The organism is Desulfobacula toluolica Tol2 (assembly GCF_000307105.1).
Lineage (GTDB): Bacteria > Desulfobacterota > Desulfobacteria > Desulfobacterales > Desulfobacteraceae > Desulfobacula > Desulfobacula toluolica.
Map to the genome: position 1 here is coordinate 4,846,639 of NC_018645.1, position 23,088 is coordinate 4,869,726.

At 44.3% G+C, this 23,088-nt stretch carries 12 protein-coding genes, 2 pseudogenes and 1 riboswitch; of the genes and pseudogenes, 11 read left to right on the top strand and 3 right to left on the bottom strand.

All coding sequences use genetic code 11. From position 1 onward, the window contains the following. Positions 1–9 precede the first annotated feature (9 nt). From TOL2_RS21855 to TOL2_RS21885, 8 genes and pseudogenes are all read left to right on the top strand, one after another. Entirely contained in the window at positions 10–1,461 is a 1,452-nt protein-coding gene (locus TOL2_RS21855) for a sigma-54-dependent transcriptional regulator (RefSeq protein ID WP_014959454.1), read from the top strand. A 280-nt stretch (positions 1,462–1,741) separates the two neighbouring features. After that, on the top strand, positions 1,742–2,161 hold the full coding sequence (locus tag TOL2_RS21860) for a hypothetical protein (protein WP_014959455.1): 420 nt from the start codon (positions 1,742–1,744) through the stop codon (positions 2,159–2,161). A gap of 319 nt (positions 2,162–2,480) precedes the next feature. Then, a pseudogene (locus TOL2_RS26125) lies at positions 2,481–3,218 on the top strand (cache domain-containing protein); the annotation flags it as partial. An 825-nt stretch (positions 3,219–4,043) separates the two neighbouring features. After that, positions 4,044–4,964, top strand: a pseudogene (locus TOL2_RS26130) (methyl-accepting chemotaxis protein); the annotation flags it as partial. A gap of 253 nt (positions 4,965–5,217) precedes the next feature. Next, positions 5,218–5,952 carry a DUF1538 domain-containing protein gene (locus TOL2_RS21870; protein WP_014959457.1) on the top strand — a complete coding sequence of 245 codons (735 nt, stop codon included), beginning with the start codon at positions 5,218–5,220 and terminating at the stop codon, positions 5,950–5,952. 16 nt (positions 5,953–5,968) lie between these two features. Then, a complete protein-coding gene (locus TOL2_RS21875; protein WP_014959458.1) occupies positions 5,969–6,763 on the top strand; it encodes a DUF1538 domain-containing protein in 795 nt (264 codons plus the stop codon). After that, the gene (locus tag TOL2_RS21880) at positions 6,753–7,100 is read left to right on the top strand and encodes a P-II family nitrogen regulator (RefSeq protein WP_014959459.1); all 348 of its coding nucleotides are present in this window, start codon (positions 6,753–6,755) and stop codon (positions 7,098–7,100) included. The genes TOL2_RS21875 and TOL2_RS21880 overlap by 11 nt, the downstream gene beginning before the upstream one ends. A 34-nt stretch (positions 7,101–7,134) precedes the next feature. Next, positions 7,135–7,539 carry a CBS domain-containing protein gene (locus TOL2_RS21885; RefSeq protein WP_014959460.1) on the top strand — a complete coding sequence of 135 codons (405 nt, stop codon included), beginning with the start codon at positions 7,135–7,137 and terminating at the stop codon, positions 7,537–7,539. Positions 7,540–7,633: 94 nt separating this feature from the next. Here the strand turns inward: TOL2_RS21885 and TOL2_RS21890 are convergent, their stop codons facing one another. Next, complete coding sequence (locus TOL2_RS21890; protein WP_014959461.1) at positions 7,634–9,727, bottom strand: TonB-dependent receptor; 2,094 nt, start codon at positions 9,725–9,727, stop codon at positions 7,634–7,636. Positions 9,728–9,918: 191 nt separating this feature from the next. Beyond that, a riboswitch (cobalamin riboswitch) is annotated at positions 9,919–10,123 on the bottom strand. A gap of 207 nt (positions 10,124–10,330) precedes the next feature. Between TOL2_RS21890 and TOL2_RS21895 the strand changes: the two genes are divergently transcribed. The 3 genes from TOL2_RS21895 (at position 10,331) to trpA (ending at position 13,194) form a co-directional block, all read left to right on the top strand. Beyond that, entirely contained in the window at positions 10,331–11,059 is a 729-nt protein-coding gene (locus TOL2_RS21895) for a GntR family transcriptional regulator (RefSeq protein ID WP_014959462.1), read from the top strand. Positions 11,060–11,213: 154 nt separating this feature from the next. Further along, the gene (gene trpB, locus TOL2_RS21900) at positions 11,214–12,440 is read left to right on the top strand and encodes a tryptophan synthase subunit beta (protein ID WP_014959463.1); all 1,227 of its coding nucleotides are present in this window, start codon (positions 11,214–11,216) and stop codon (positions 12,438–12,440) included. Further along, positions 12,433–13,194, top strand: coding sequence for a tryptophan synthase subunit alpha (gene trpA / locus TOL2_RS21905; protein ID WP_014959464.1), 762 nt, complete (start codon positions 12,433–12,435; stop codon positions 13,192–13,194). The genes trpB and trpA overlap by 8 nt, the downstream gene beginning before the upstream one ends. Positions 13,195–13,330: 136 nt before the next feature. Here the strand turns inward: trpA and TOL2_RS21910 are convergent, their stop codons facing one another. Continuing rightward, positions 13,331–17,572, bottom strand: a complete 4,242-nt coding sequence (locus TOL2_RS21910) for a hypothetical protein (protein ID WP_014959465.1) — start codon at positions 17,570–17,572, stop codon at positions 13,331–13,333. Between the two features lie 12 nt (positions 17,573–17,584). Then, positions 17,585–23,080: a hypothetical protein gene (locus tag TOL2_RS21915; RefSeq protein WP_014959466.1), complete on the bottom strand. Its 5,496-nt coding sequence runs from the start codon at positions 23,078–23,080 to the stop codon at positions 17,585–17,587. Positions 23,081–23,088 lie beyond the last annotated feature (8 nt).

Sequence of the window (23,088 nt, forward strand, 5' to 3'; positions counted from 1 at the left end):
GGAAACTTTATGGCCGGAATATTGATCATAGATGACGAACCCCAGATACGAGAGCTTTTAATAAAACACCTGAATGAACTTGATCAAATGCCAATGGTTGCCGAAACACTTGCCGATGGACTGGAGATGGTCGCTTCAGGGACGTTTGACCTTATATTTCTTGATGTAAATCTGCCGGACGGAAATGGTATTGAAGCCCTTCCTCTTATCAAAAACTCAAGATCTGAACCTGAAGTCATTATCATAACCGGAGAAGGCGATGAGCAAGGTGCAAAAATGGCAATTGACAGCGGGGCCTGGGATTATATATTAAAACCTTTTTCAGGGTATGAAATCAAACTGCAAGTCAAACGCTCCCTGGATTTTCGGGCATCAAAAAAAGCTCTGAATTCTTCACCTGAAAAAATTTTAAACAGATCCAGCATCATTGGGTCAAGCCCCAAACTTCTGTCACGACTGAACATGGTTGCACAATGCGCCAAAAGTGATGCCAATGTATTGATTACCGGGCAGACAGGAACCGGAAAGGAATTGTTTGCCAAAGTTGTTCATATGAACAGCCGGCAGGAAAAGAATAATTTTGTGGTGGTGGACTGTGCATCCCTTCCGGAACAGCTTGTTGAAAGCGTGCTGTTTGGCCATGTCAAAGGAGCTTATACAGGGGCGGATTCCAATCAGGACGGGCTGGTGAAAAAAGCGGATGGAGGAACTCTTTTTCTTGATGAAATCGGAGAACTGCCCTTATCCATACAAAAAAAATTTTTAAGAATTCTTCAGGAACGAAGATTTAAACCAGTTGGCGGCACAAACGAGGTCGTGAGTCATTTCAGGCTTGTTTCGGCAACCAACCGGAATCTTGAAGAAATGGTCAAAGAAAATCAATTTAGAAATGATCTGCTTTTTCGGCTCAGAACTATTCACATTGATTTGCCCCCTTTAAAAGAGTGTAAAGAAGACATCAAGGATCTTACCCTTCATTATATTTATACCTTGTGCAATCATCACGGTTTTGAAAACAAAGGGTTTGTCTCCGAGTTTTTAAAAGCGCTTGAATCCTATGACTGGCCCGGAAATATCAGGGAGCTTATCAGCAGCCTGGAAAAAGCCATACTGGCTGATCCAGCGTCTCCGATTCTTTATCCCAATTGTTTGCCCAACCCGATAAGAATACACTATATTCAATCTTCCATGAACAAAACCAGGGCAGGGTGTGATTTTAAGCGTGTCAGCCAAACATCGGACAAGTTTCAATCCATTGATCTGCCGGATAATCTATTAGATCCCATCAAACCTCTAAAACAGGTAAAAGACGTGGCAATCAGCATAATTGAAAAGATCTATCTTGAAAAGCTGATGCAGTCATCCAACGGAGATCTTGATAAAGCCGGCACCTTGTCATGCATCAGCAAAAGCCGTATCTATTCTTTGCTCAAAAAATATAACATCTCCAGATCCGTATAGCTTCCAAGGGCAGACTTGGTATTTCATTCAAATCTGTCCACAACAAAGATTGAAAATCCATACCTGTTTTACTAAGGCTTTCTTATAAAAAAAATTCATATCAAATTTGAAATTCGTATTGTTTAGTACGATTTGTATTGTGTTATTGATTGCCCCAAAAAAGCTGCCCCATGTAACTGTCTGTTATTAAAAACTTTTTTCTGCTAAACGCTCTGGCACTCTTTTTGTATTGGTTGATATTAAATGCTGAAACTGGTTTTATTTTGGAAAAAGGAGGAAAATGGACATTATTATTTACTCAGATGCAGGCAACACTCAAAAGGACAAACTTGAAAAAGAGATTTATCACGTTTGCAATATAATGCCTGTCATGGTTTTTGATTTTAAAAGTTTTTTTAATGTGATCAAATCCAGATTATATGGCCAGTATATAGTGGTCTTTCTGATCAAATCTGCTGAAGAACTTGAATTTTTATATTCCAACAAACAAAAACTGTTTTCTTCACAGTATATTTTAATTCTTCCAAATGAAGATAAACAATTAATCAAAAAAGGACTTTTATTATACCCAAGATATCTTGCTTTTGCCTGCCATGGATTTAAGGATATGTCTGCCGTACTGAACAAGATGATTTGGAACAATACCTTAAAAGAAAAAAAACTGGAAAATTTAACAATTCAAACAATCAACAACAATTAATTATTAATAGCAGAAAGGAGAAAACATGAACCTGTCAATCGGAAAAAAAATGGGGCTGAATACATTGATATTTTCTTTGGTTGCCATTGTGCCCTTTGTCATTTTAGGGGTAATGGCCGTAAAGACTGCACAGCAATCATTTGTTGAAAGCAAATTTGAACAATTGTCCTCTGTCCGGAGCATTAAAAAAGGCCAGATCGAAAAGTTTTTTAAAGAACGGGAAGGCGACATGGGGGTTCTTGTGGAAACCGTCAGCACCTTGAGGCAGGAAGCTTTTGCAAAACTGGTTGCTGTTCAGGAAATAAAAAAACAACAGCTTATGAATTATGTAAGTTCTGTAAAAGGGGCGCTTCAGGGCCTGAAGGGTGATCCGTATGTTCAAAAAGCTGTGATGGAGTTTGCCACGGCCTTTGCAAAAGCAGGCAATAAGACTGAGTCCTCTGAATGGAAATCAGCGGCACTGGAATATCATCCCCGGCTCAAGAATATCATGGAAGGCAATGGCTGGTATGATATGTTTTTGATTGGCAAGCAGGGTAATATTATCTATACGGTCATGCGTGAAGCTGATCTGGGCATGAATATACCCGGCAGCGAATTGAAAAATCAGGGCATGGGCAAAATCTTTACTTATGCAAAAACAATGGGAAAAGACGAAATTGCCATTGCGGATTTTGAACCTTATTCACCTTCCAACGGCAAGCCTGCAGGATTTATGATGGCTCAAATACATGATGATTTTGGCAATCTTCAAGGATATGTTGCATTACAGATTCCTTTGGACCGTATCAATCAAATCATGCTGGTACGCGACGGCATGGGAAAAACAGGTGAAAGCTACCTGGTTGGCCAAGACGGCCTGATGCGGTCGGATTCCTATCTTGACCCCCAAGGCCACTCAGTGGAAGCATCCTTTCAAAACAAAAAACCTGTCAAGACAGAAGCGGTTAAAGATGCGCTACAAGGAAATACAAATCACAAGGTCATTGTTGATTATAACGGCAACCCGGTATTGTCCGCATGGAGCAGAGTTGAACTGGGCAATGGCGTTTATTGGGCCATGATATCTGAAATTGATGTGGCTGAAGCCTTTAGCCCCGTTGATGCGGACGGCAATGAGTTTTATGCCAAATATAAGGAATTGTATGGATATTATGATCTGTTCCTTTTCAATCCTGACGGGTATGCTTTTTATACGGTTACCAGGGAATCCGATTATCAGACTAATTTTTTAAACGGCAAATACAGCCGGTCCAATCTTGGAACTTTGATTCAACAGGTGGTGCAGAGCAAACAATTCGGACTGGCGGATTTTGCGCCTTATGCACCCAGCAACGGCGAGCCGTGTGCGTTTATTGCACAGCCCCTCATACACAATGGACAAGTGGAAATAATTGTGGCATTACAGCTTTCCCTTGAATCCATCAATTCCATCATGCAGGAACGAGAGGGTTTGGGCAAAACCGGTGAAACATATCTTGTCGGCAGTGATCATCTGATGAGATCCGATTCTTTTCTTGATCCGGCATCACATTCTGTTAAAGCGTCTTTTGCCAACCCAGGCAAGGGAAGTATTAAAACCATGGGTGTAACTGAAGCCCTTTCCGGCAAAACCGGCAATCAAATTATCATGGACTACAATGACACTCCTGTTTTGTCGGCTTATACACCTGTCACAATCGGCAATACAACATGGGCGTTACTGGCGGAAATCGATCAAAAAGAGGTTGTCACCGAGTCTGTGGCCGCACAGATATTGCTCAACCGTGTCTGGATGATTGGGCTTGTGTCTATCCTGGTCATTGCGGCTGTGATCATAATGAGTATTTTTATTGTTAAAAATCTTTCTCAAACCCTTTCCCGTGTAATCGCCGGATTAAGTTCCAGCACAGAGCAGGTAGCCTCGGCAGCAGGGCAGGTATCGTCTTCGAGCCAGTCTCTTGCAGAAGGGTCGTCAGAACAGGCCGCATCAATAGAAGAAACTTCTGCATCCATGGAGGAAATGGCCTCCATGACAGCTAAGAATGCAGAAAATGCAGCTCATGCAGACACCTTGATGAAAGAAGCAAACGGTGTGGTAGCAAGCGCCAATAACTCTATGAACCAGCTGATCAGCTCCATGGAAGATATCTCCAGGGCAAGTGATGAGACCGGTAAAATCATTAAAACCATTGATGAAATCGCTTTTCAGACCAACCTTCTCGCCCTGAATGCAGCAGTTGAGGCGGCACGGGCGGGAGACGCGGGAGCCGGTTTTGCAGTGGTGGCAGACGAGGTGAGAAACCTTGCCATACGATCTGCAGAAGCTGCAAAAAACACGGCACAGTTAATTGAAGGTACGGTAAAAAAAGTGAACCATGGATCAGAACTTGTTTCCACAACCAATGAGGCATTCGGTAACGTAGCTAAAAGCAGTGAAAAAGTCGCAGGATTGGTGGCTGAAATTTCAGAAGCTTCCAAAGAGCAGTCCGGCGGGATTGAACAGGTGAACATTGCCATTACGGAGATGGATAAAGTGGTTCAGCAAAATGCTGCAACTGCTGAAGAATCGGCTTCCGCATCCGAAGAAATGAACGCCCAGGCAGAACAGCTCAAAGATTATGTAGGGGATCTTGTTCTGCTGGTTACAGGTAAAAATGAACAACGCTCTGCTGCTTTACTTCATCAAAAATCAGTTGCAGGAATTTCCGGAACCTCTCGTCGTTCTATGCCGGCAAACAAAAAACTTATCGCCCCGTTAAAAGAAGTCAGACCTGACCAGGTGATACCGTTTGATGATGATAAGGAATTTGTGGATTTTTAATGGATTTTCGAGCTTTATAACAATGTCGGCCATTCGTCACAATCAGTGGGCCAATAGGGTCAGAATTGTGTTGTGATCAACTCTGGATTTACCGCAAAGGGCAGGATATGTTTTCCTGCCCTTTGCCTGTGTGGCCGGGAAGGATGCTTTAAAGGATTTTTAAAAGAAAATTTGTAGGACTATATTCATAATACATGATAAGAAGATGGGATGACTGATTATTATGCTGTTAATATGACAATTAAGGAAAATAATGATCATCCAAATAATTTTTAAAAAATTAAAACAAGCTTTTATGGATCTGCTGCCCATTATTGCAGTGATAGCTTTTTTTCAGATTTTCGTTTTAAAGCAGCCATTGCCGCAAATGGGAGAAGTCATTTTTGGTGCTTTGCTTGTGGTTGCCGGTTTGAGCCTGTTTGTTCAGGGTTTGGAAATGGGCCTGTTTCCCATTGGTGAGTCAATGGCCCATGCATTAGCCCAAAAAGGCAGTCTTTTCTGGCTGCTCTGTTTTGCCTTTGCTCTGGGGTTTTCAACCACTGTGGCAGAACCTGCCCTCATAGCCGTGGCCTGGGAAGCAGCAGAGATTGCCGGTCAGGGAGGCCTTATTGATCCGGGCCAGGACTCTTTGGAAAAATATGCCTTTGGGCTTCGCATGTCTGTTGCCGTTTCCGTGGGGCTTGCCATCCTTATCGGTGTTATTCGCATCATCCGCGGTTGGCCAATTCATTATCTGATCATCGGCGGCTATGTTTTTGTTATGCTGATGACATTCATCGCCCCCAAAGAAATTGTCGGCATCGCTTATGATGCAGGTGGCGTGACCACCTCCACCATCACCGTGCCCCTGGTTGCAGCTTTGGGGGTAGGCCTGGCCTCATCCATCAAAGGACGGAGCCCGCTTGTGGACGGTTTTGGTCTTATCGCTTTTGCTTCTCTTCTTCCCATGATTTTTGTCATGGGTTATGGATTAATTATTTTCAGATAAAAAAAGGCCTGTTATAATGGAATTCATACATGATTTCAGCAAAATATTGTTAGCCACCTGTAGGGATGTATTGCCGATCATTATTCTTATCAGCTTTTTCCAAATACTTGTTTTACGACAGAAAATTCCCCATTTGAGCCGTCTCATTGTCGGTGGCATCTATGTTGTTATTGGTCTTGCTTTATTTCTGGCAGGACTTGAAAAAGCACTTTTCCCTTTGGGCAATATAATGGCAACCCAGCTGTCTGATCCGGTCTTTATTTACGGCACAGAAGAAATTGTCACCCATGCCGACTGGAAAGCTTATGGCTGGGTGTACCTGTTTGGTGCAATGATCGGTTTTGCCACCACCATTGCAGAACCCTCTCTTATTGCAGTGGCTTTTAAAGCCAGCGAGGTTTCCGCAGGGACGATCAAACAATGGGGCCTGAGAATTACCGTGGCCCTGGGAGTCGCTTTTGGAATCAGTCTTGGCACTTTTAGGATTGTAACTGGTACGCCGCTTTATTTGTATATTCTTGCGGGCTATGTGATTGTTGTCGTACAGACCATGTTTGCCCCCAAAAGCATTATTGCCCTGGCCTATGATTCGGGCGGGGTTACGACTTCAACGGTTACCGTGCCGCTGGTAGCGGCTCTTGGCCTTGGGCTGGCCGCCACCGTACCTGGGCGGAATCCTGCTCTTGACGGGTTTGGCCTTATTGCCTTTGCCAGTCTGTTTCCAATTATAGCTGTCATGGGCTATGCACAGTTGATGCACTGGTTTGCCAAACACAAAAAAAAAATACTGGAGAAAACAAATGCGCTTTAAACTTATTTTATCCCTGGTAAAGGAGGATATAACTGACCGTATAGTGGATGCGGCAAAAAAGGCTGGAGCCAAAGGGGCAACCATTATACCGGCCAGAGGAACCGGCATCCATGAGGCGAAAACTTTTTTTGGCCTCACACTGGAGGCCAGGACCGATATTGTCATGCTGCTGATCGAAGAACATATTGTTGCCCAAATTTTAGATGCGATAAAAAAAGCGGGACAATTCCACAAACCTGGAACCGGTATTGCTTTTGTGGTTCCTGTTGAGCAGGTTGCCGGTCTGGAAAGCCAGATAGAAAGTTTTAAGGAAGAAGTTAAAAAAAGTTATTTTTAAACAATTATCATTATTTCTACAGGGGAATAAAAATATGGTATCTGACAAAACCTCAATAATCAGGGCAAGAGACGTGATGTCCAAGGGAATTGTCTCTATTGACGGCATTGCAACAGCAAGTGAGGCTGCTGCCAAAATGCGTTCTGAAAAAGTCTCTTATCTTCTTGTCAACAAACGGCACAAGGATGATGCCTGGGCCATGGTGGTTGTTCAAGATTTTATTAAAAAGGTGATAATCCCGGGTCGTTCACCGTCTGAAGTTAATGTTTATGAAATCATGACCAAGCCTGTTATTACCGTTCCGGCAGATATGGACATTCGTTACGTTGCCCGTTTGATTTACCGTGCCGGTATGCGAAGAGCTCCTGTGGAAGATTGCGGAGAGCTTATCGGTATGGTTTCCCTGGCATCTTTGATCCTTGATAATGATCTTTTTTAATATTTTTTGTTTCACGGATTATAAAATCGATATTGGCCTGATCCCTGCCTATGCATTAATCATCTCCAAGGATCAGGCTTTGATTGTATTTTAATTAGAAACTATAGCTTATACCTGCTTCAAAATATGCGCCGCCCTGAACATAGTAGGCATTTTTAGGCTCGCCGTCGGCACTGGTTAAGGTGCCTGCAGTATTTGAAACATATTCAAGATCTTCATCAAAAATATTTTTACCCAGAACCCAGAATTTCCATTGGTTCCAGGCATAGGAAATTCTTGCATCAACAGTTGTTTTGGAAGGATATTTTATGCGGTTTAAATAATCCACATATCGTTCACCCATGTAATTGATATCCATGCTGAACTTGAGCCCTTCCAAGGGAAAAAAATCAAGTCCTACAAGACCGCTGAATTCAGGAACCCAGTAGATTTGTTTTCCGGCAATGTCGGCGTGCTTATCCGTGGTGTTTGACGGATGAAGTTTGGCAGATACTGTGCCTGAAGTCCATTGGATATCCTGGTAGGTACCGGCCAGACGGTAGCCGAAAAAAGAACACACCCGGCCATCGGCTTCAAGCTCAATGCCTTTTGCCTCGGCATCACCGATATTTCCCCGTCCTCGAGATGTCGTTCCTTCATAGACTGAGCCAAACTTGTCCTTATAATCTGAAAAATAGAGGGTGGCATTTATATTGAAAGCCTTGTTCAGCATGTGCTTATAACCGATTTCATAAGTCATAACCTCTTCTGGCTCCAGGTTTTCAGGAGGGTTAAAAGTTCCGCCATCTTCAACCGCCCAGGCATAATACCGGGGCGTTGGAAACCAGTAATTTCTTCCTGCTGAAACATAGAGGTTTGCCTTGTCCGTGAAACGGTAGGACGGGGCTATAAAATAACTGAACATGGTTCGATCCTCATCTGCAATATTTGGCACCTTGTCTTGCAGTTTAACTTCGGTCCTGTCCAGTCGTCCTCCTGTTTTAAATCCCCATTTTTCTTGAAAAAGAAAGTCATTATCCCAGAAGATACCATAGGTTTTCTCCTGGAGATCAAAATTGTATGCATCCGTGTTTTTACCCGGATCAAACGGATATATCCGGCTTACATCATTATCAATGCTTTCATAATTCAATCCAATTGAGGGTGTATAGCTTATGGCACCAAACTTAAAATGATATCCACCCGAAATTGAGACCGTATAAGTATCTTGTTCAGAATCATTGTGATATACGCTTGAGGGTTTATCAAAAAGATAAGCAAGGCTCTTGTCTATTTCATCATAACCTGTCCAGGAAAGTGTGGAATCGATAAATTTTTTCTCATCTTTATGAGACAGTTCAAGGGCAATGATTGAATTTTGCTGCTCTTTTTCAGTATGCCAGATCAAATCTGAATCTGTTTCACTTTTCGGAAAATGGATGTCCCTGCGGTAATTTTCCAATTGCCATTGGTACTTTAAAAACCCATACGCCGTATCTATATCATAGTCCATATGATTAACCCATATGCCAATGCGGGTCTGATCAGACAAATTATACCCAAGCCTGGCAAGAACCGATAACCTGTTTTCTTCTTCCTGCTCATACCCATCAGTGTGATGGTTTCCAATATTTAACATGTAATCATACTGGTTTTGCCTGCCATGGAGGGATGCGGTTTCATCATGGGTATCCCATGAACCGTATGAGGCAGAGACATCACCATGAATGCCTTCTTGCTTTGCTTTTTTGGTAATAATATTGATGACCCCACGAGCCGCACCAGGCCCGTATGCAATCCCGGCGGAGCGCAGCACTTCAATGCGCTCAATTTGTGCTACGGGAATAAAGTCAAATTCACTATACCTGGAATCCCCGATTTTTTGCGGGATACCGTCAATCAGGATAACAGGCCCCCCTGCCATTGCGCTTTTGTTGCCGCGAATCACAACTGTACCGCGCTTTGCACTACTGTCAACAACACCTGGAATTTTACCCAGGGCTTCGATAACATTTTTCGCCCCCATTTCTTCCAATTCCGTTCCAGTGATAATGGAAAGACTGGCAGGCGTATTAATTGCATTTATTTTATTGGTGGAGGTGACAACCAATTCATCCATTTTATGAACAGGTTCTTTTATTTCCAGGGCCATTACATAAGCAGGCAGAAAAACAGCTAAAAAGATCAAACCAACAAGACAGCGTTTCATTTAAATTCCTTTCACAATTATAATTAAACAATCCATAATTGATTCGGAATTTTCCTGATCGTCAGGCAAAAGTGTTTTTGATATGCTTGAAACAGGGCAAACAAAAATCCCGAATCACTCCAAATGTTTGATCCGGGAAGTCCCTTTTTTTATCCTCAAAATCATTTAATCCACTTCTGTCCATAAAGCAGATTATCAATCAGGTTTCGGCAGGTCTTCTGACTTCCTTTCTTTTTTGCCAGCCTTCCCATTTTGTTCAAACAAAACAGTGACATTTTCCAGCCAAAAAAGTTCCCCTTTATTTTAAAAGAGGCGGGGTTACAGCGGCGGGCCCGTCCCTGAATTTCACAGGAGTTCCCTATTAAGCATTAAAGCACCAAAACACAGGTATTCCTATTGACAGACAGTAAAAAAGTCAAGGTAAATTTATTTTAACTAATTCATATTACCTCACACCTTCATCAAGCGTTTCAAAATAAAAATGATTTTGAAAAAACAACATTTTTGAATGCTTAAAATCAAATACTTGTTAAAATGTCTTGACAACTTTACAGATATTTTTTATCTTTTGCTATTCTTCCAATAATTATTACGGGGTTAATAATGCTCAATCACAAGTCACCTCTTCCCTTATACCATCAGCTGGCAGATATCCTGACAGAACAGATCCGATGCGGAACATACATGCCCGGAGATCTTATCCCGTCTGAAAACGGGATGGCAAAGCAGTACGGCATTGGCCGTCCAACAGTGCGCCAGGCCATGGATACACTTGTCAAAAAAGGCCTTGTGGAACGCAAAAGAGGGGCTGGAACTTTTGTGAAGCAACCCGGCAACCAGGTGGACCTGTTTTGTCTTGCAGGCACGTCCCAGGCGTTTGAAACAAAAGGGATCAAGACTGAATCAAAACTTCTGGCTCCTCTGGCTGCCGTGAATGTTACTGATGATAAAACCAATCCTTTTGAAGGAAAACCCGCTTTTTTTTTATCGCGCCTAACCTGTGTTAAGGCAGATCCTGTATTATTGGAGGATATCTATCTTCATCCAGTATTGTTCAGGGGCCTGGAAACTGTGGATCTTGAAAACAGATCCCTTTCCGGGGTGGTGTCGGATCAGTATTATCTGAAGCCGGAAACAGGCAGGCAAACCTTTAAAATATCTTTTCTGCCTGAAAACAAGTCAACAGCACTTAACCTGAATCCTTCCGATCCTGTTCTTGAAGTGGAACGGACTTTGAATTTCCCGGAAGCACCCGGAGCTATATTTTCACGTTTGTACTGCAGAACGGATAAATTTGCATTTTCCCAGACCATGAGCCTTAAGATGACATAAACAATCAAAAAACCGGATCATATCCGGCCATTGAAACCAATGGTTTACATATAACGGCCATGGCAGATCACTCTGCCACAATAAACAATGAAAAATATTTAATTTCAGCAGGTTAAATGTTCTTTCGTATAAACCATGAGCAGGAGCAAATAACATGAAAAACAGGGGATATTACGGTAACCATGGCGGGGCATTTTTGCCTGAGATTCTGGTTGCCACGTTTGATGAACTGGAAATTGAGTTTGAAAAAATAAAAAAAGATCCGTCTTTTTGGAAAGAGTATGAAACCTTGATGGGATCTTACTCCTGCCGTCCCACCCCTTTGACCTTTGCTGACAACCTTACCCGGGAATTTGGCGGTGCAAAAATATATATCAAGCGAGAAGACCTCAATCACACAGGCGCCCACAAAGCCAACAATGTAATGGGTCAGGGGCTGCTGGTCAAACGCATGGGAAAAAAACGGGTGATTGCGGAAACAGGGGCAGGACAGCACGGGGTGGCAACTGCCACAATGGCGGCAAAGTTCGGATTTGACTGCACCATCTACATGGGGGAAGTGGATGTGTTGCGCCAGCGTCCCAATGTGTTCTGGATGGAGCAGTTAGGTGCCACCGTGGTTCCGGTAAAAGACGGCACAAGAATTTTAAAGGATGCCATCAACGAAGCGTTCCGGGACTGGGTAACAAACATGGACACCACCCATTATGTCCTGGGAACCGCCTGCGGGCCACACCCTTTCCCGGAAATGGTCTCTTATTTTCAATCCATTATTGGCAAGGAGGCAAGACAGCAGATTCTGGATGTGGAAGGCAAACTTCCCAAACGGGTATATGCATGCGTGGGCGGCGGGTCCAATGCCATGGGGATTTTTTCAGGATTTTTAAATGATCCTGTGGAGCTTGTGGGGGTTGAGGCAGGAGGCAAGGGTTTAAATTCAGGCATGCACGCCTCCCGGCTGAGTTCGGCAGATGGAAGCCATGGTATTGCCCAGGGGTATAAGACCTATTTTCTTCAGGATGATGACGGCCAGATGAAAGAGACCCACTCTATTTCAGCCGGGCTGGATTATGTGGGGGTGTCTCCGATTTTATCCCACATGCATGACCAGGGAACGGCAAGGTTTGAAAGCGCAACAGATACTGAGGTTGTGGCTGCGCTGAAACTGACCATGCAAAAAGAAGGAATTATCCCGGCCCTGGAATCTGCCCATGCTTTTGCCAGGGCATTTAAGGAAGCGCCTTCCCTTTCAAAAGACGATGTGATCATCATCAATCAGTCCGGCAGGGGTGACAAGGACATTTTTACAGTGGCAGAGGCTGTTAATGATCCCAAATGGAAAGAATTTATTATTGAAAAGGCCAAAGAATACAATGCTTGAATCCTATATAAAAGACCGACTCAAAAACCGTGATATTTTGTTGATGACCCATATTGTCATGGGGTATCCCTCCTTTGAAGACTGTTTTGAAATCGTAAGGCAGATGGTTGATGCCGGAGTGGATTTAATGGAATTGCAATTGCCGTTTTCAGAACCCATGGCAGACGGTCCTGTGATTTTAAAAGCCAACCAGGCAGCTCTGGAAAAAGGGTCAACCGTTCAAAAATGCTTTGAATTTGCCCGGGCCGTATCAAAGGAATTTTCCATCCCGTTTTTGTTCATGAGTTATGCCAACATTCTTTTTAAATACGGAATGGAAAAATTTTCAGACAAAATGGTTCAAATAAATCTAAAAGGTGCCATTGTGCCGGATCTGCCGCCTGAAGAGGGCAAAGAGTATATCTGTGCCATGCAAAAAAATAATCTGGACCCCATTTATATTTTTTCCCCGGAAACAAGCGATGAGAGACTGGCATATTTAGCCTCCCATGCCTCAGGCTTTGTCTATTGCCTTGCCAGGAAAGGGGTTACCGGAAAAGACACTGCTTTTTCAGATGATCTTGCCGTTTATCTGTCAAGGTGTCGAAAGGCCACTGACCTTCCTTTGGCCGTGGGATTCGGCGTAAAAGAAAAAGCTGATGTGGACTATTTAAAAGGCAAGGCAGATATTGCCGTGATCGGCTCCCAGACTATCAGGATCGTGGAAGAAAAAGGTGCTGCTGCAGCCGGGGAGTTTATCCGCAGCCTTTTGTAACATGTGATCTGTTAATGCCTTACTCCTCAATTTTTTGTTAAAAAAAACAAGAAAATTAGGAGAGGCATCTGAATTGCGGGTTTCCCGCCTTAGCTGTACCTGTTCATCACATTTTATCACATTGCATCACGTTGTGTTATCCGGCAAGCCAGCCGCCTTTTTGACGCTGATTTAATTTTTTCAGTTCAATGGCGGCTCGTTCATGGCTGATACGTTCATTGATCAGGTCTTTGTATATCCGGTCGGCGATTTTACGCCGCTTGACAGCATCACCTGCATCCAGAACAGCCTCAACCATTCCGGTTATTTTAGAGGCGATGCTGTTTTCAGATCCGGCAACAGTCAGATTATTTTTAATGGCAGTGACGGCAGTGTCAAGGTTTGACCGGATCAGGGCGATCCCTGCCTGATATTTTTCCGTCTGAGCAATCCCTTTGCCTGCTGTCTGATCTAAAATATTGATCAGATAATCCCGGCATAACATGCCATAATCCTGGAAAGACGTGAGCATATTCAACCCTTGCTCAAAGACTTCTGGTTCCCGGTCATTCAATAAATTTTGCCCCGCCAGATAACACTGCTCCCAGGCCTGCCACCGGTAAACAAAATCCAGGCCAGGGCCTTTGATGTTCTGCAGTCCCATGACCCTGTTCAACAGTCCTGGAGGAGTATGGCTGCAAATGGTATTGATGATCTGTTCGCCTGTGGCATGGACATTTTCAATAACAATTAATTTTTGCTTAAACCATCTGGTAACAAGGGTTTTAAACTCCATTTCCAGGGCTTTTGTACTGGGTTGCTGTTTTATTTTTTCCTGGAATGCTTCAGCCTCTTTGTTCTGTTTTTTCAATTTCTCAATATGGTGTATGATTTGCTCTGTTTTTTTTGCTCTGTTTTTTAATTCCAAGTTTTTTAATGTCGTATTTTCAAGCAATGAAGCAGGATGGGTGACGGCTGTTTTGATTTCTTCCTGGCTTAGTTTTGCTCCCAGGCTGTTGAGCATAACCTTTGCCCGGTTGATAACCGTCTGTGAAGAAAGTGCTATTCTCAATTTTACGGCAACTTGCCGGAATGTTGAAAGGCCTGCATTACGGTCATTGGTCTCGGTTGGGAACAAATTGATTTTTTCCAGATATTCATCCCAGGCCGCAGTAATGAATCCCATGAGTCCAGACAGGTTTGATCCGATCAGAAAATGATAATCAGCACTGAGATCCTCCACAATAATTGAGGCAAACATCCTGGATCTTGTTATTCTGTCCGCCCGGTTGTTGACCAGAGTGCTGATAATGGTTTCAGGAGTATTTTCATAATCAGGGCTGTCAAGTTTCATCCGTTTCCAGTTGCTCAGGGTTGCAAACCGCTCATTGGCCGACATACCGTTAATAAATGCAAGTTTTTTGTTTTTTATGGGCGCAACAGGAAAGACTTTTAAAGCCCCGATATCGGGAATCACCCTGTCTGCCATCTCCCGGAGGGCAAAATCGGGATCTATGTCTAAAAAACCGGCCAGTTTTAATACCAGGGCCACATTGCTGGGATGCTCCTCATATGTAAACCTGCCCAGTACGTCCGGTGTCAGCAACCCTGATTCAAGCCAGCCTGTATACTCTATTTTTGTTTTTTTCTCTTGTGCATCCCGGGCAAGGATGGGTTTCATTTCCTCTTCAGATGTAATCAGCACACCTTTTTTCGGGATAAAATTTGTCATGACCTGTGGAATGTTGATGCCTGCCGGTCCTTGAATATCCTCATGATCCGGATAAGTATTGGTAATGGTGGACACATCGTCACGGGTCCATTGCTGCTGGAGAATTTTGACAAAGGCAGGAGACAGGGCCATGCATTCCCATAAAAATATTTTTGATTTCAGTTTTTGAGTCATGCGGATCATATGATGATGTTCCCATATGGTTGCTTTGTCATAGGGTCTGAAAAGAAACATTTCCCTTGTTTTCCCAAAGGGGAAGGCATGAAGAAACATGGCTTCGCATCCGGTTGTCTTGTTCACCAGCCCATGCCCTAAAGCTTCAAATACAGCGGCTTTAAGTCTTTCAACCCCAGATTTTCCACGGGTTCCCCATCCGCCGATGACAAGGGTTATTTGTTTTCTGGCAGATGCAACAGCATGGCTTAAGGACAGATTTTTATAGAGAAAGAAAAAAAGCAGTGCAGCTGAAAAAAGACCCAGTTCATACAAAGAGTTTTCATAGGCTGAAAAAAAATAATATTTGAACCGGGTCCATACATCCGGGGTGAAAAAGGGAAGGCCAAAAGCAAAAAATCTTGTTACTGAAGGATCTTCATCTTTTTGTGGCGGTATAACGGCAAAACCCTCAAATTGTATGTCAAAGCCCAGTTTTCTCAAGGAGCGGATATAATTATCCGGGTTTTCCCGGCTAGTCTCCTCCCAGTTTCTAAAATCCGCATGTTTTGAAAATCCCAGGGTGAGCGATATCCAGGCCAGGGCACGCCTGAATAAAGACCGGGGAGAATACATTTTTGTGACACCTTCCGGGGTATAGATTTTAACCGGTCTGGTTGAAAAAACTGTTTTTGAACAGCCTACGGCGTCATCAACCAGAGGAAGATAGGGCCTCCACCCGGATTCAGTGTCAACATACAAGGGTTCTCCCGGAACTTTTGTCCGGGTAAGTTCGCTGCCTATACCTGAAGGGGCTCTCAGGTGTCCAAAATATTTTCTGCCGGTGATGTGGCTGAACCCCTGCCGTTTATCCGGTGACGGGGAAAAAAATTCATGTAAAAATCTCCAGACCCGGAAACCAAAACGCTCTCCTCTGAAAAGAAAAATTCCGGTGATGCCTTTTTCAAGACCCAGGCTGAAATCTTCCAGGGCAAGTACGCAAAGGATTCTGCCGATACTGTTGTCGTCCATATTTTTAAACCAGGACTTGGGAAGCCGCTTTTTTTTGCCGGGTCTGATATGGGGGATAATGGCGGCAAGTTTCTCCATCAAGTCTTTTGCTTCATCATCTGTTTGAATGAGCAGTTTTTCCCGGGTTAATGCAGCCCAGCGTCTTACAGACAAAGATTTCGCGGTCTTATGAAGCTGTGTGATAACCGGCAGTTGCCGTTCAAAAAACGCGGCTGCACCATCGTGGTGTCCTGCCGTGTTTAATGTGTTTATAATATCATAAACGCATTTAAAGCTGACACGGACAGCAAAGGGGTCTTTTTCCATGGACAGGTGATCAAAAATCAGGTCCGAGACCGTGCCGGTAAACAAAAGTATCAGATCATCTGATGATGCCACGGCTAAAAGCCCGGCCGCCCTTACCTTTGGGGAGAAGTCCTTGAGAAGGATGTGTCTGAGCCAGGAGACGATATCCTCATTTTGTGTCCCGGATGTTTGGCGGATCAGAAATTTTATCAAAACCCCTGGAACAGCCTGCCTTACAAAAGGGCTGATATCCCTGGAAATGGTTGGAATAAATTTTTTAATCTCTTTTTCATTGTTAAAATGATCATGGAACAGCTGTATGATTTTTCTGCGGACAAACAGGTCGTCACCATCTACTGGATTAAAAAGCCGTCGGGTGGCTGCCTGGAAAAAAGAGTCCGGGTCAAGTACTGAAAGCAGGTCAAAGGCTTCACACTGAATCCATATCTGCTGGCGGACATCTAGGGATGCCCGGTAGATGAAGTTGATAATTTCCTCTTCAATTATCTCATTTTTGACCTGTGAGGGAATGGCCCTGATGATCCTTGTCATGCACCTGAAGGTTTCTATTTTTACCCGCTCGTCACCGCTGAAGGCCAGCAGGGGTTTCAATGTCTTTTCAATGTTGATACGGTTGAGTATTCTTTCTTGTTCTGCCTTATCTGAAACCGAACCCAGGGCTTTTGAGGCAATCACCCCCAGCCGGTTGAGCAGAAAAACAAGATGGTATTCGATCCGGGCAATTTTACGGCTGCACCTTTCAAGAACAACATCATACCCGAACCAGCGCTTAAAGGCCCGCTTGTCGCCTTTGATCCGGGAAGCGGAAGCGCCCAGGTCAACGGCAAACTGAAGGATCAGAGCTTTTTTTTCAATGTTAGTATTGGCGGACGCAAACCGCAGGTTATAGTCAACACGCAATACGTTCAAGGCGCGGATTGCCTCTTGCTCGGCCATGGACTCATGCACCAGAAAATTAATGATCTGATAGGACAGGCGGCGTTTTTCAGGAAAATTTGCTGCCTGCTTGTTCAATGCCTTACTGTTTAGAAATTTATCGGGCAAAAATCTGTCTGCCAGAAACTTATCAGTCAGCTTGTTGATTTTTTCTGTGAATAATTTGTCCTCCAGATTTGACAGGTCTGCTTTTAAAATATGTTGAGTCTCTTGTTTTATCTGTTTCATGTTTTTTTTCATGATCAATTTTGCCTAATGGTTGCGGATAAAGGTATTGTTTTTTTGGGGCATGTTTCGTTTATGGATATTGAAAAAATCCAGGGCTCCCGGCCTGATATCTTTTAAACCCCGGCCTTTGCTGAAAAACCAGACTCCTGAAAACTCAATGGCGGTGTCACTGTTGTCCAGGTCCTGTTCAAGGGTCAGCCCCAAAGTAAGCCGTTGCTGATCACGGGTCCAGTGATTCCAGAACAATTCAAGGGTTCCGGTGTTTCTTTTGATATCAGCGGACCGGTCCTCATCTGAAAAATAATACCTGTGGCCGTAAGAAAGATTTGCCTGAAAATTACCCAAAAGCTGCTTCCATCCGATTTTCATTTTCATATTATCCGGTTGAAGCAAATTCATATTTTCATTGCTGCTGATTGATCCTTGCAAAAACCATACAGTATCCAGCCAGGGCATGTATGAGGCGTATTCAGAAAGGGTTGCCCCCGCCCTGTGGTCGTTTTTGTAGTCGGTAAAGATATCTCGGTCCACCAGGCGGTTGGGATATTGGTTTGCATCATCCATGCTCAATATTCTTCCAAAAAGGGAAAAAGATGGGATATGAAAAGCTTTCAGGCCAGAGTTCAGGCCAAATTTCAAGTATAGTGGCCGTTTTTGAAAAATTCTTGCTTTGAAAAGACCGGAATATTCCGCAGGGCTGTTGTCAAACATGGCAAAAGTATCTGCATCAGGATTTTGCAGGTATATGCGGCCTGTAAGGTTCAGGCCCAGGGGAACCTGCCTGGGATAATAATAAAAATCTTGTGTCAGTCCGATGACCGGTCCTGCATTTTGCCTGAAGCGGGTTAAAAATCCAGTGTCGGTATATCCAGGCAGAGTTTCGTGATAATAGTGATGGGTTGCCAGAATTTCATATATATGTCCCTGGTCTTCTTCTGCCTCATCTTCCAGGCTGTTGAACAAGTTTTTATATGATCCAGCCAAAGACCAGGTTCCGTCTTCCTGAGACCCAAGGGCGTAAGTGTCTTGAAAACAGACGGTGTTGCCGGGAGAAAAATCTTGTAAAAAATTTTCATGGGGAGCAGGAACAAGGTCAAAGTCGGCTTTCACCAGTCTTGGATTTAACGGATCGGGTGGGAATATGGCCTTAGCTCGCCTGTGTACCCTGAACAGGGCTTGGGATTCATTTTTGTCCGGTTCCAGGACAAGGGTGTGCCAGCCCGGATTCATATATTGATGCTCAACCCGGGTATCGTTGTTTTTGAGTGTATCAATGCGTATCCATGCCGGTCCCTGGATGTGAACCCTTACAGGGTCTTTGTGGGTTGCCCTGTAAAAGGAACGCTTGGGTGGATTGTCTGTTAGCAGCTCGGTACATGTGCTGTTTGTTAAAGGTTTGCCAACTGATTTTCCGGCACTATATGTTTTTGTAACGGACGGGTTTTCACAAAATTTGACCTTTAAAAACTGGTTTGAATAACTGTCTGAAATACCGATTGTAAGCCTATGAGACCCTTTTGAGACCCGGATTGCCGCTTGGTGGGCAGTCATTCCTGGAAAAAGCGTGATAAATTCGGGAGCCTGGTCATCCAGCTGGTAAAAAAACTTGACAAAAGCGGGTTGCAAAAAAGGCAGATCCAGCAGGGATATGTCTGCTTTGAGCAAAACGGGCCGGGTGTTGTTCATGAACAATACCAGATTGTTTTCTTTTGTTATGATCTGTTCTCCCGAAGATACCGGGGACAAAAGTGCTTTTCTGATGCGAAGGGTATCTGATTCCGGCTCCCATCCGGCCAGTGGAAAAGATTCAATTCCAGCATTGGCTTCAACCATTGAGACAGGTTCCCAGGAAGTTTGTCTGGTAATTTGTCCTAAAAGCCCTTTTAATCCTTTTAAATGGGAATATTTTGTAAACAATTGACGGGCGTCGGCTTCGATTTGCAATATGTTTTCAGGATGTTTTTCCGCGGCCAGCACAAGCTGGGACATGGTTTTGAAAACCAGATCTTTTTCACTGGAAAATCCTTGTTTGGAAAATGGTTCCAGATAAGATGTATCCGGGTAAAGTGGTTCCGGGGTTTTTACCTGCTGTTTTGCCTTCCGTCTGTTTTCAAGATCTTTCCGGGAGAGAACCGGTATCTGCGGCAGTGTTTTCGGACTGTGGCTGTCGTATCCGGCCAGCTCCCGTGCAGCAGCTGAGCCGCCGGAACAAGAACTCTGCATGATCTGCCCTTTTAAAACCGCGTCAACATTGGCGGTTGTTAGTTGAGGCAAAATACCAGTCAAGGGCCTGTCCGGCCTTAAAACTTGAAATGCAGCCAAAAGTGGCGTTGTTGCGCTGTAAACTTCAATGTCATTGGCTCCCGGTATCAGATTGATGTCATGGCTGATACTGGTTCCTGGAGTATGGGTGTTGTCTCCTGAAATCACCATTGCCTGAACCGGAAGATTATTGACAATCGGGACAAGATGATCTTTGTTATTATGTTGGATGGTAAACCACCCGTTCATTGGCATTGTGTCCGGCAGTTTGTCTGTTTGCTCATGCAGAACTCTTACAATAACCTTTAATGTTCCGGGACCGTGAAACCTTGCAGTAACAGGTTTTGAAGGCACGGCCCGGAAAGATTGGGAATACAGATCTCTTGGCAAAGTATATAATGTCACACTTCCGTCATAATCCATAACCGAATCCGATGCAGTCTGCCAATGGTAATCCAGCGGCAGGCCGGAGGACCAGGCTTCCCAGTCCAGTATGCCTTGAAGCCGTTTGGCCGGGGTCGCTGAAAAAAGAGCGGAGTTGATTTCCAGCCCCCTTTCCACAGCTGTTTGAAGAATTTTCCCCGGTTTTCCAGCAGAGTCAAGGATTTCACAGGCCTGTTCCGGTTTTGACTGGTACAGCAGGCCCATACCGGTCCAGTAGGCGGCTTGTTCCGAAGAGTTTAAGCGGGTGACAAGATCATCATACACCCGAACCCAGCCCAGAGTGCCCGCCGCCTTTAACAGCGGCATTACGGGCTGAATGTCCGAAGGAAGAACCGCAGCCAGGAACAATGCCTGGGAAAACTGCCCCTGCTCGACCAGAAGTTGTGTCAAATCCCTTATGTGATTTGGTGTGGGATAACGAACAGCCCTTGTGCAATACAGAGCCATCACCTGAGAGCAGTCCTCTGCCTGCCGGTAAAATTTTAACAGCCGTTCAAAAGCGGAATCAGAAACCGGTTGCGCAGCGTTGATAAAAAGCTGTTTGAGCCATGCTTCTGCAAGATAGGTTTCGCCCAGGGACATCAGCTGATCAGCTATTTTTAAAGCTGCGGTACAGCGAATTTGCCCGGCAGTATTGTGGAATACGGCCGACCATTTTTCAAGGGCAGGCAGAGCCTGGTTTTGGTCTTCCAGGTATCGGGCTTTTTTAACCAGGGCGTTTGTCCGGGCATCCGAAAACATTGCCCCGAAAGGATATGAACGTTTAACAGCCTGACAATCTGTTTGAAAAGCTGTGCAAGCTGCCCGATGATCAGCCTTGCCTGGCCGTTGGTTTGCCTTTGAAGCTGCCTGGGTATCTGCCTGGGAGGCAGTGAACAAGGCATGATTTGACCGTATCATACGAACCAGGGAGGTCTGAAAATTTTTTAAATTACGGCTAATATTTTCTTGTCCTTCCTCGTAACTTTTTGAAAATTTTGTACTCCGGCCTGAAGAAAGCCGGGCGGCAAAGTCGTCAAAAAGGCCGGGGCAGATTTTTTTATGTTTACCGATCCAAAGATAGTCTGATTCAGACATGACATAGGGCTTTGAATCCAGGTATTGGATTGCTGCTCTGCCTGTAAATTTTTTTTCTCCCCACAAGGAAAATTCATCTGCTCCGGGCGGCAGATCCAATTCAAAATAAGATGGTTGAATCAATTTTTTCGGATCAAGACAAGGATCGGACAAGGTTTTTTCAAGTTGCCGGAGTACAAGTCCCGCTTCTGCCGGAGTGATCCTGAACATATCTTGTGTGACATCATATTTAGTTTCAGCGGTAAAGCAAAGCTTTGGTTTTCCGTTAAATTGAACAAAAAAATTTTTTGAACCATTTCCTGGCTCCAGAATGACCCTAAGCTTTGACCATGCCGTTCTTTTGGGAATGGTGTAAACCAGGGGCCGGGTTTTGTCATTGGGAACGCTCAGGAAATATCCTTTTTGAATCAGGCTGACGAGTCTTTGTCTGTGCTGTTGTGCCACAACCATGCGGGTGTCCCCTGCTCTCCTGAGCCTGGGCAGGATGAATCCGAGGCGTTCCTGGGATTTATTATCCGGCTTGATCCGGGGCAAAAGATTGCGAAAAAATGTATGACCTTCATATAAATTTTTTGCTTCACGCTTGAGTTGCGGGGCATCAGGCCGGGTTTCAGCAAGTTTTTCCATCAAAGACGCGCTGAAAAGTCCGCTCTGGGGCCGGGTGTTGTCTTGTGCTGTTTTTTTTGCTGCCGCTTCAATTTGGGAGAAAGAAAATGCCGGGTTGGGTATGATATCAAACATTTTATTCAGAGGCATGACAACTGTTTTTTGAGACAAAACCGTGTCCATGCTTTTTTTGTAAGTTTTTGGCGCATTGAATTTTGCCAACAAATAATCAGGGTCTTCCTGTTTTATGACCCGCACAATAAGATCCGACCGTGGAACAAGTGTAAGTGTATGGTTGCCTTTTGGCAGGGTTAGAAAAGAGGTTTTGATCCGTCCGCAGACCCGGGGAATGCCGTTGATAAAAATGAGCCGTGAGCTTTCCGGTACGGTTTCAAAATCCAGGACAGCATGGGTTTTTTCATCCATGAACACCTTTAACCCGTACCTGAGTCTCCTGAAAGATTCACGCTCCGGGTATACCAGACGGTTTTCAACAACAAGTCGGACCGGGCCGTCCAGGCTGATTCGGGAAGGCTTGTCAGCCGTTAAGCGCCAAAAACTGGCTGATCCCGCCGTGTCCTGGTGCGACACTGAAACAGCAGTGCCATCAAGGGGAATCAGTGTCCTGGCCGGGGCAAGCGTGCCCAAGTGTTCCTGCCGGGAAAAAAACAGGGCAATACTTATGTTCTGTTTTATGTCTGTTGGAAGAAAAATCTTGCAGATTACAGGATCATTTGTATCAGGATCAATAAGGGCCGAAAGTTTATCAGGAGTCATGGGAACTTTCAAAAAAGCATGCAGCCCGGTACCGTTGGACATGGAAATTTTTAAGGGGGCAAGCCCTGTTTCGTGATCCTGTGATATAAGCCTTAGCATGCGCTGTTCGGGAATTTTTACCTTGACGGCCTCTCCCGGCTCAAGGGTTATCAGATGCATGCGGTATTCACGGCTGTACCTGGGGCATGGCCCTTCTATAATGTTTTTTTTGTTTTCAATATTGTCCCATCTCAACGGAAGGTCATAGGCATTCAGAAGATGCATCTGCAGATCATCCACAGCAGCATGGCCGTAACCTGTGACAAAAAAATAAAAAACGGCTCCCATCAACCGGATTAAAAGATATCTGGTCATTATTTGAA

Bases quoted from the DNA above. Each gene is read 5' to 3' on its own strand.
- TOL2_RS21855 (WP_014959454.1), top strand. From the start codon at position 10: ATGGCCGGAATATTGATCATAGATGACGAACCCCAGATACGAGAGCTT.
- TOL2_RS21860 (WP_014959455.1), top strand. From the start codon at position 1,742: ATGGACATTATTATTTACTCAGATGCAGGCAACACTCAAAAGGACAAA.
- TOL2_RS21870 (WP_014959457.1), top strand. From the start codon at position 5,218: ATGATCATCCAAATAATTTTTAAAAAATTAAAACAAGCTTTTATGGAT.
- TOL2_RS21875 (WP_014959458.1), top strand. From the start codon at position 5,969: ATGGAATTCATACATGATTTCAGCAAAATATTGTTAGCCACCTGTAGG.
- TOL2_RS21880 (WP_014959459.1), top strand. From the start codon at position 6,753: ATGCGCTTTAAACTTATTTTATCCCTGGTAAAGGAGGATATAACTGAC.
- TOL2_RS21885 (WP_014959460.1), top strand. From the start codon at position 7,135: ATGGTATCTGACAAAACCTCAATAATCAGGGCAAGAGACGTGATGTCC.
- TOL2_RS21890 (WP_014959461.1), bottom strand. From the start codon at position 9,727: ATGAAACGCTGTCTTGTTGGTTTGATCTTTTTAGCTGTTTTTCTGCCT.
- TOL2_RS21895 (WP_014959462.1), top strand. From the start codon at position 10,331: ATGCTCAATCACAAGTCACCTCTTCCCTTATACCATCAGCTGGCAGAT.
- trpB (WP_014959463.1), top strand. From the start codon at position 11,214: ATGAAAAACAGGGGATATTACGGTAACCATGGCGGGGCATTTTTGCCT.
- trpA (WP_014959464.1), top strand. From the start codon at position 12,433: ATGCTTGAATCCTATATAAAAGACCGACTCAAAAACCGTGATATTTTG.
- TOL2_RS21910 (WP_014959465.1), bottom strand. From the start codon at position 17,572: ATGAAAAAAAACATGAAACAGATAAAACAAGAGACTCAACATATTTTA.
- TOL2_RS21915 (WP_014959466.1), bottom strand. From the start codon at position 23,080: ATGACCAGATATCTTTTAATCCGGTTGATGGGAGCCGTTTTTTATTTT.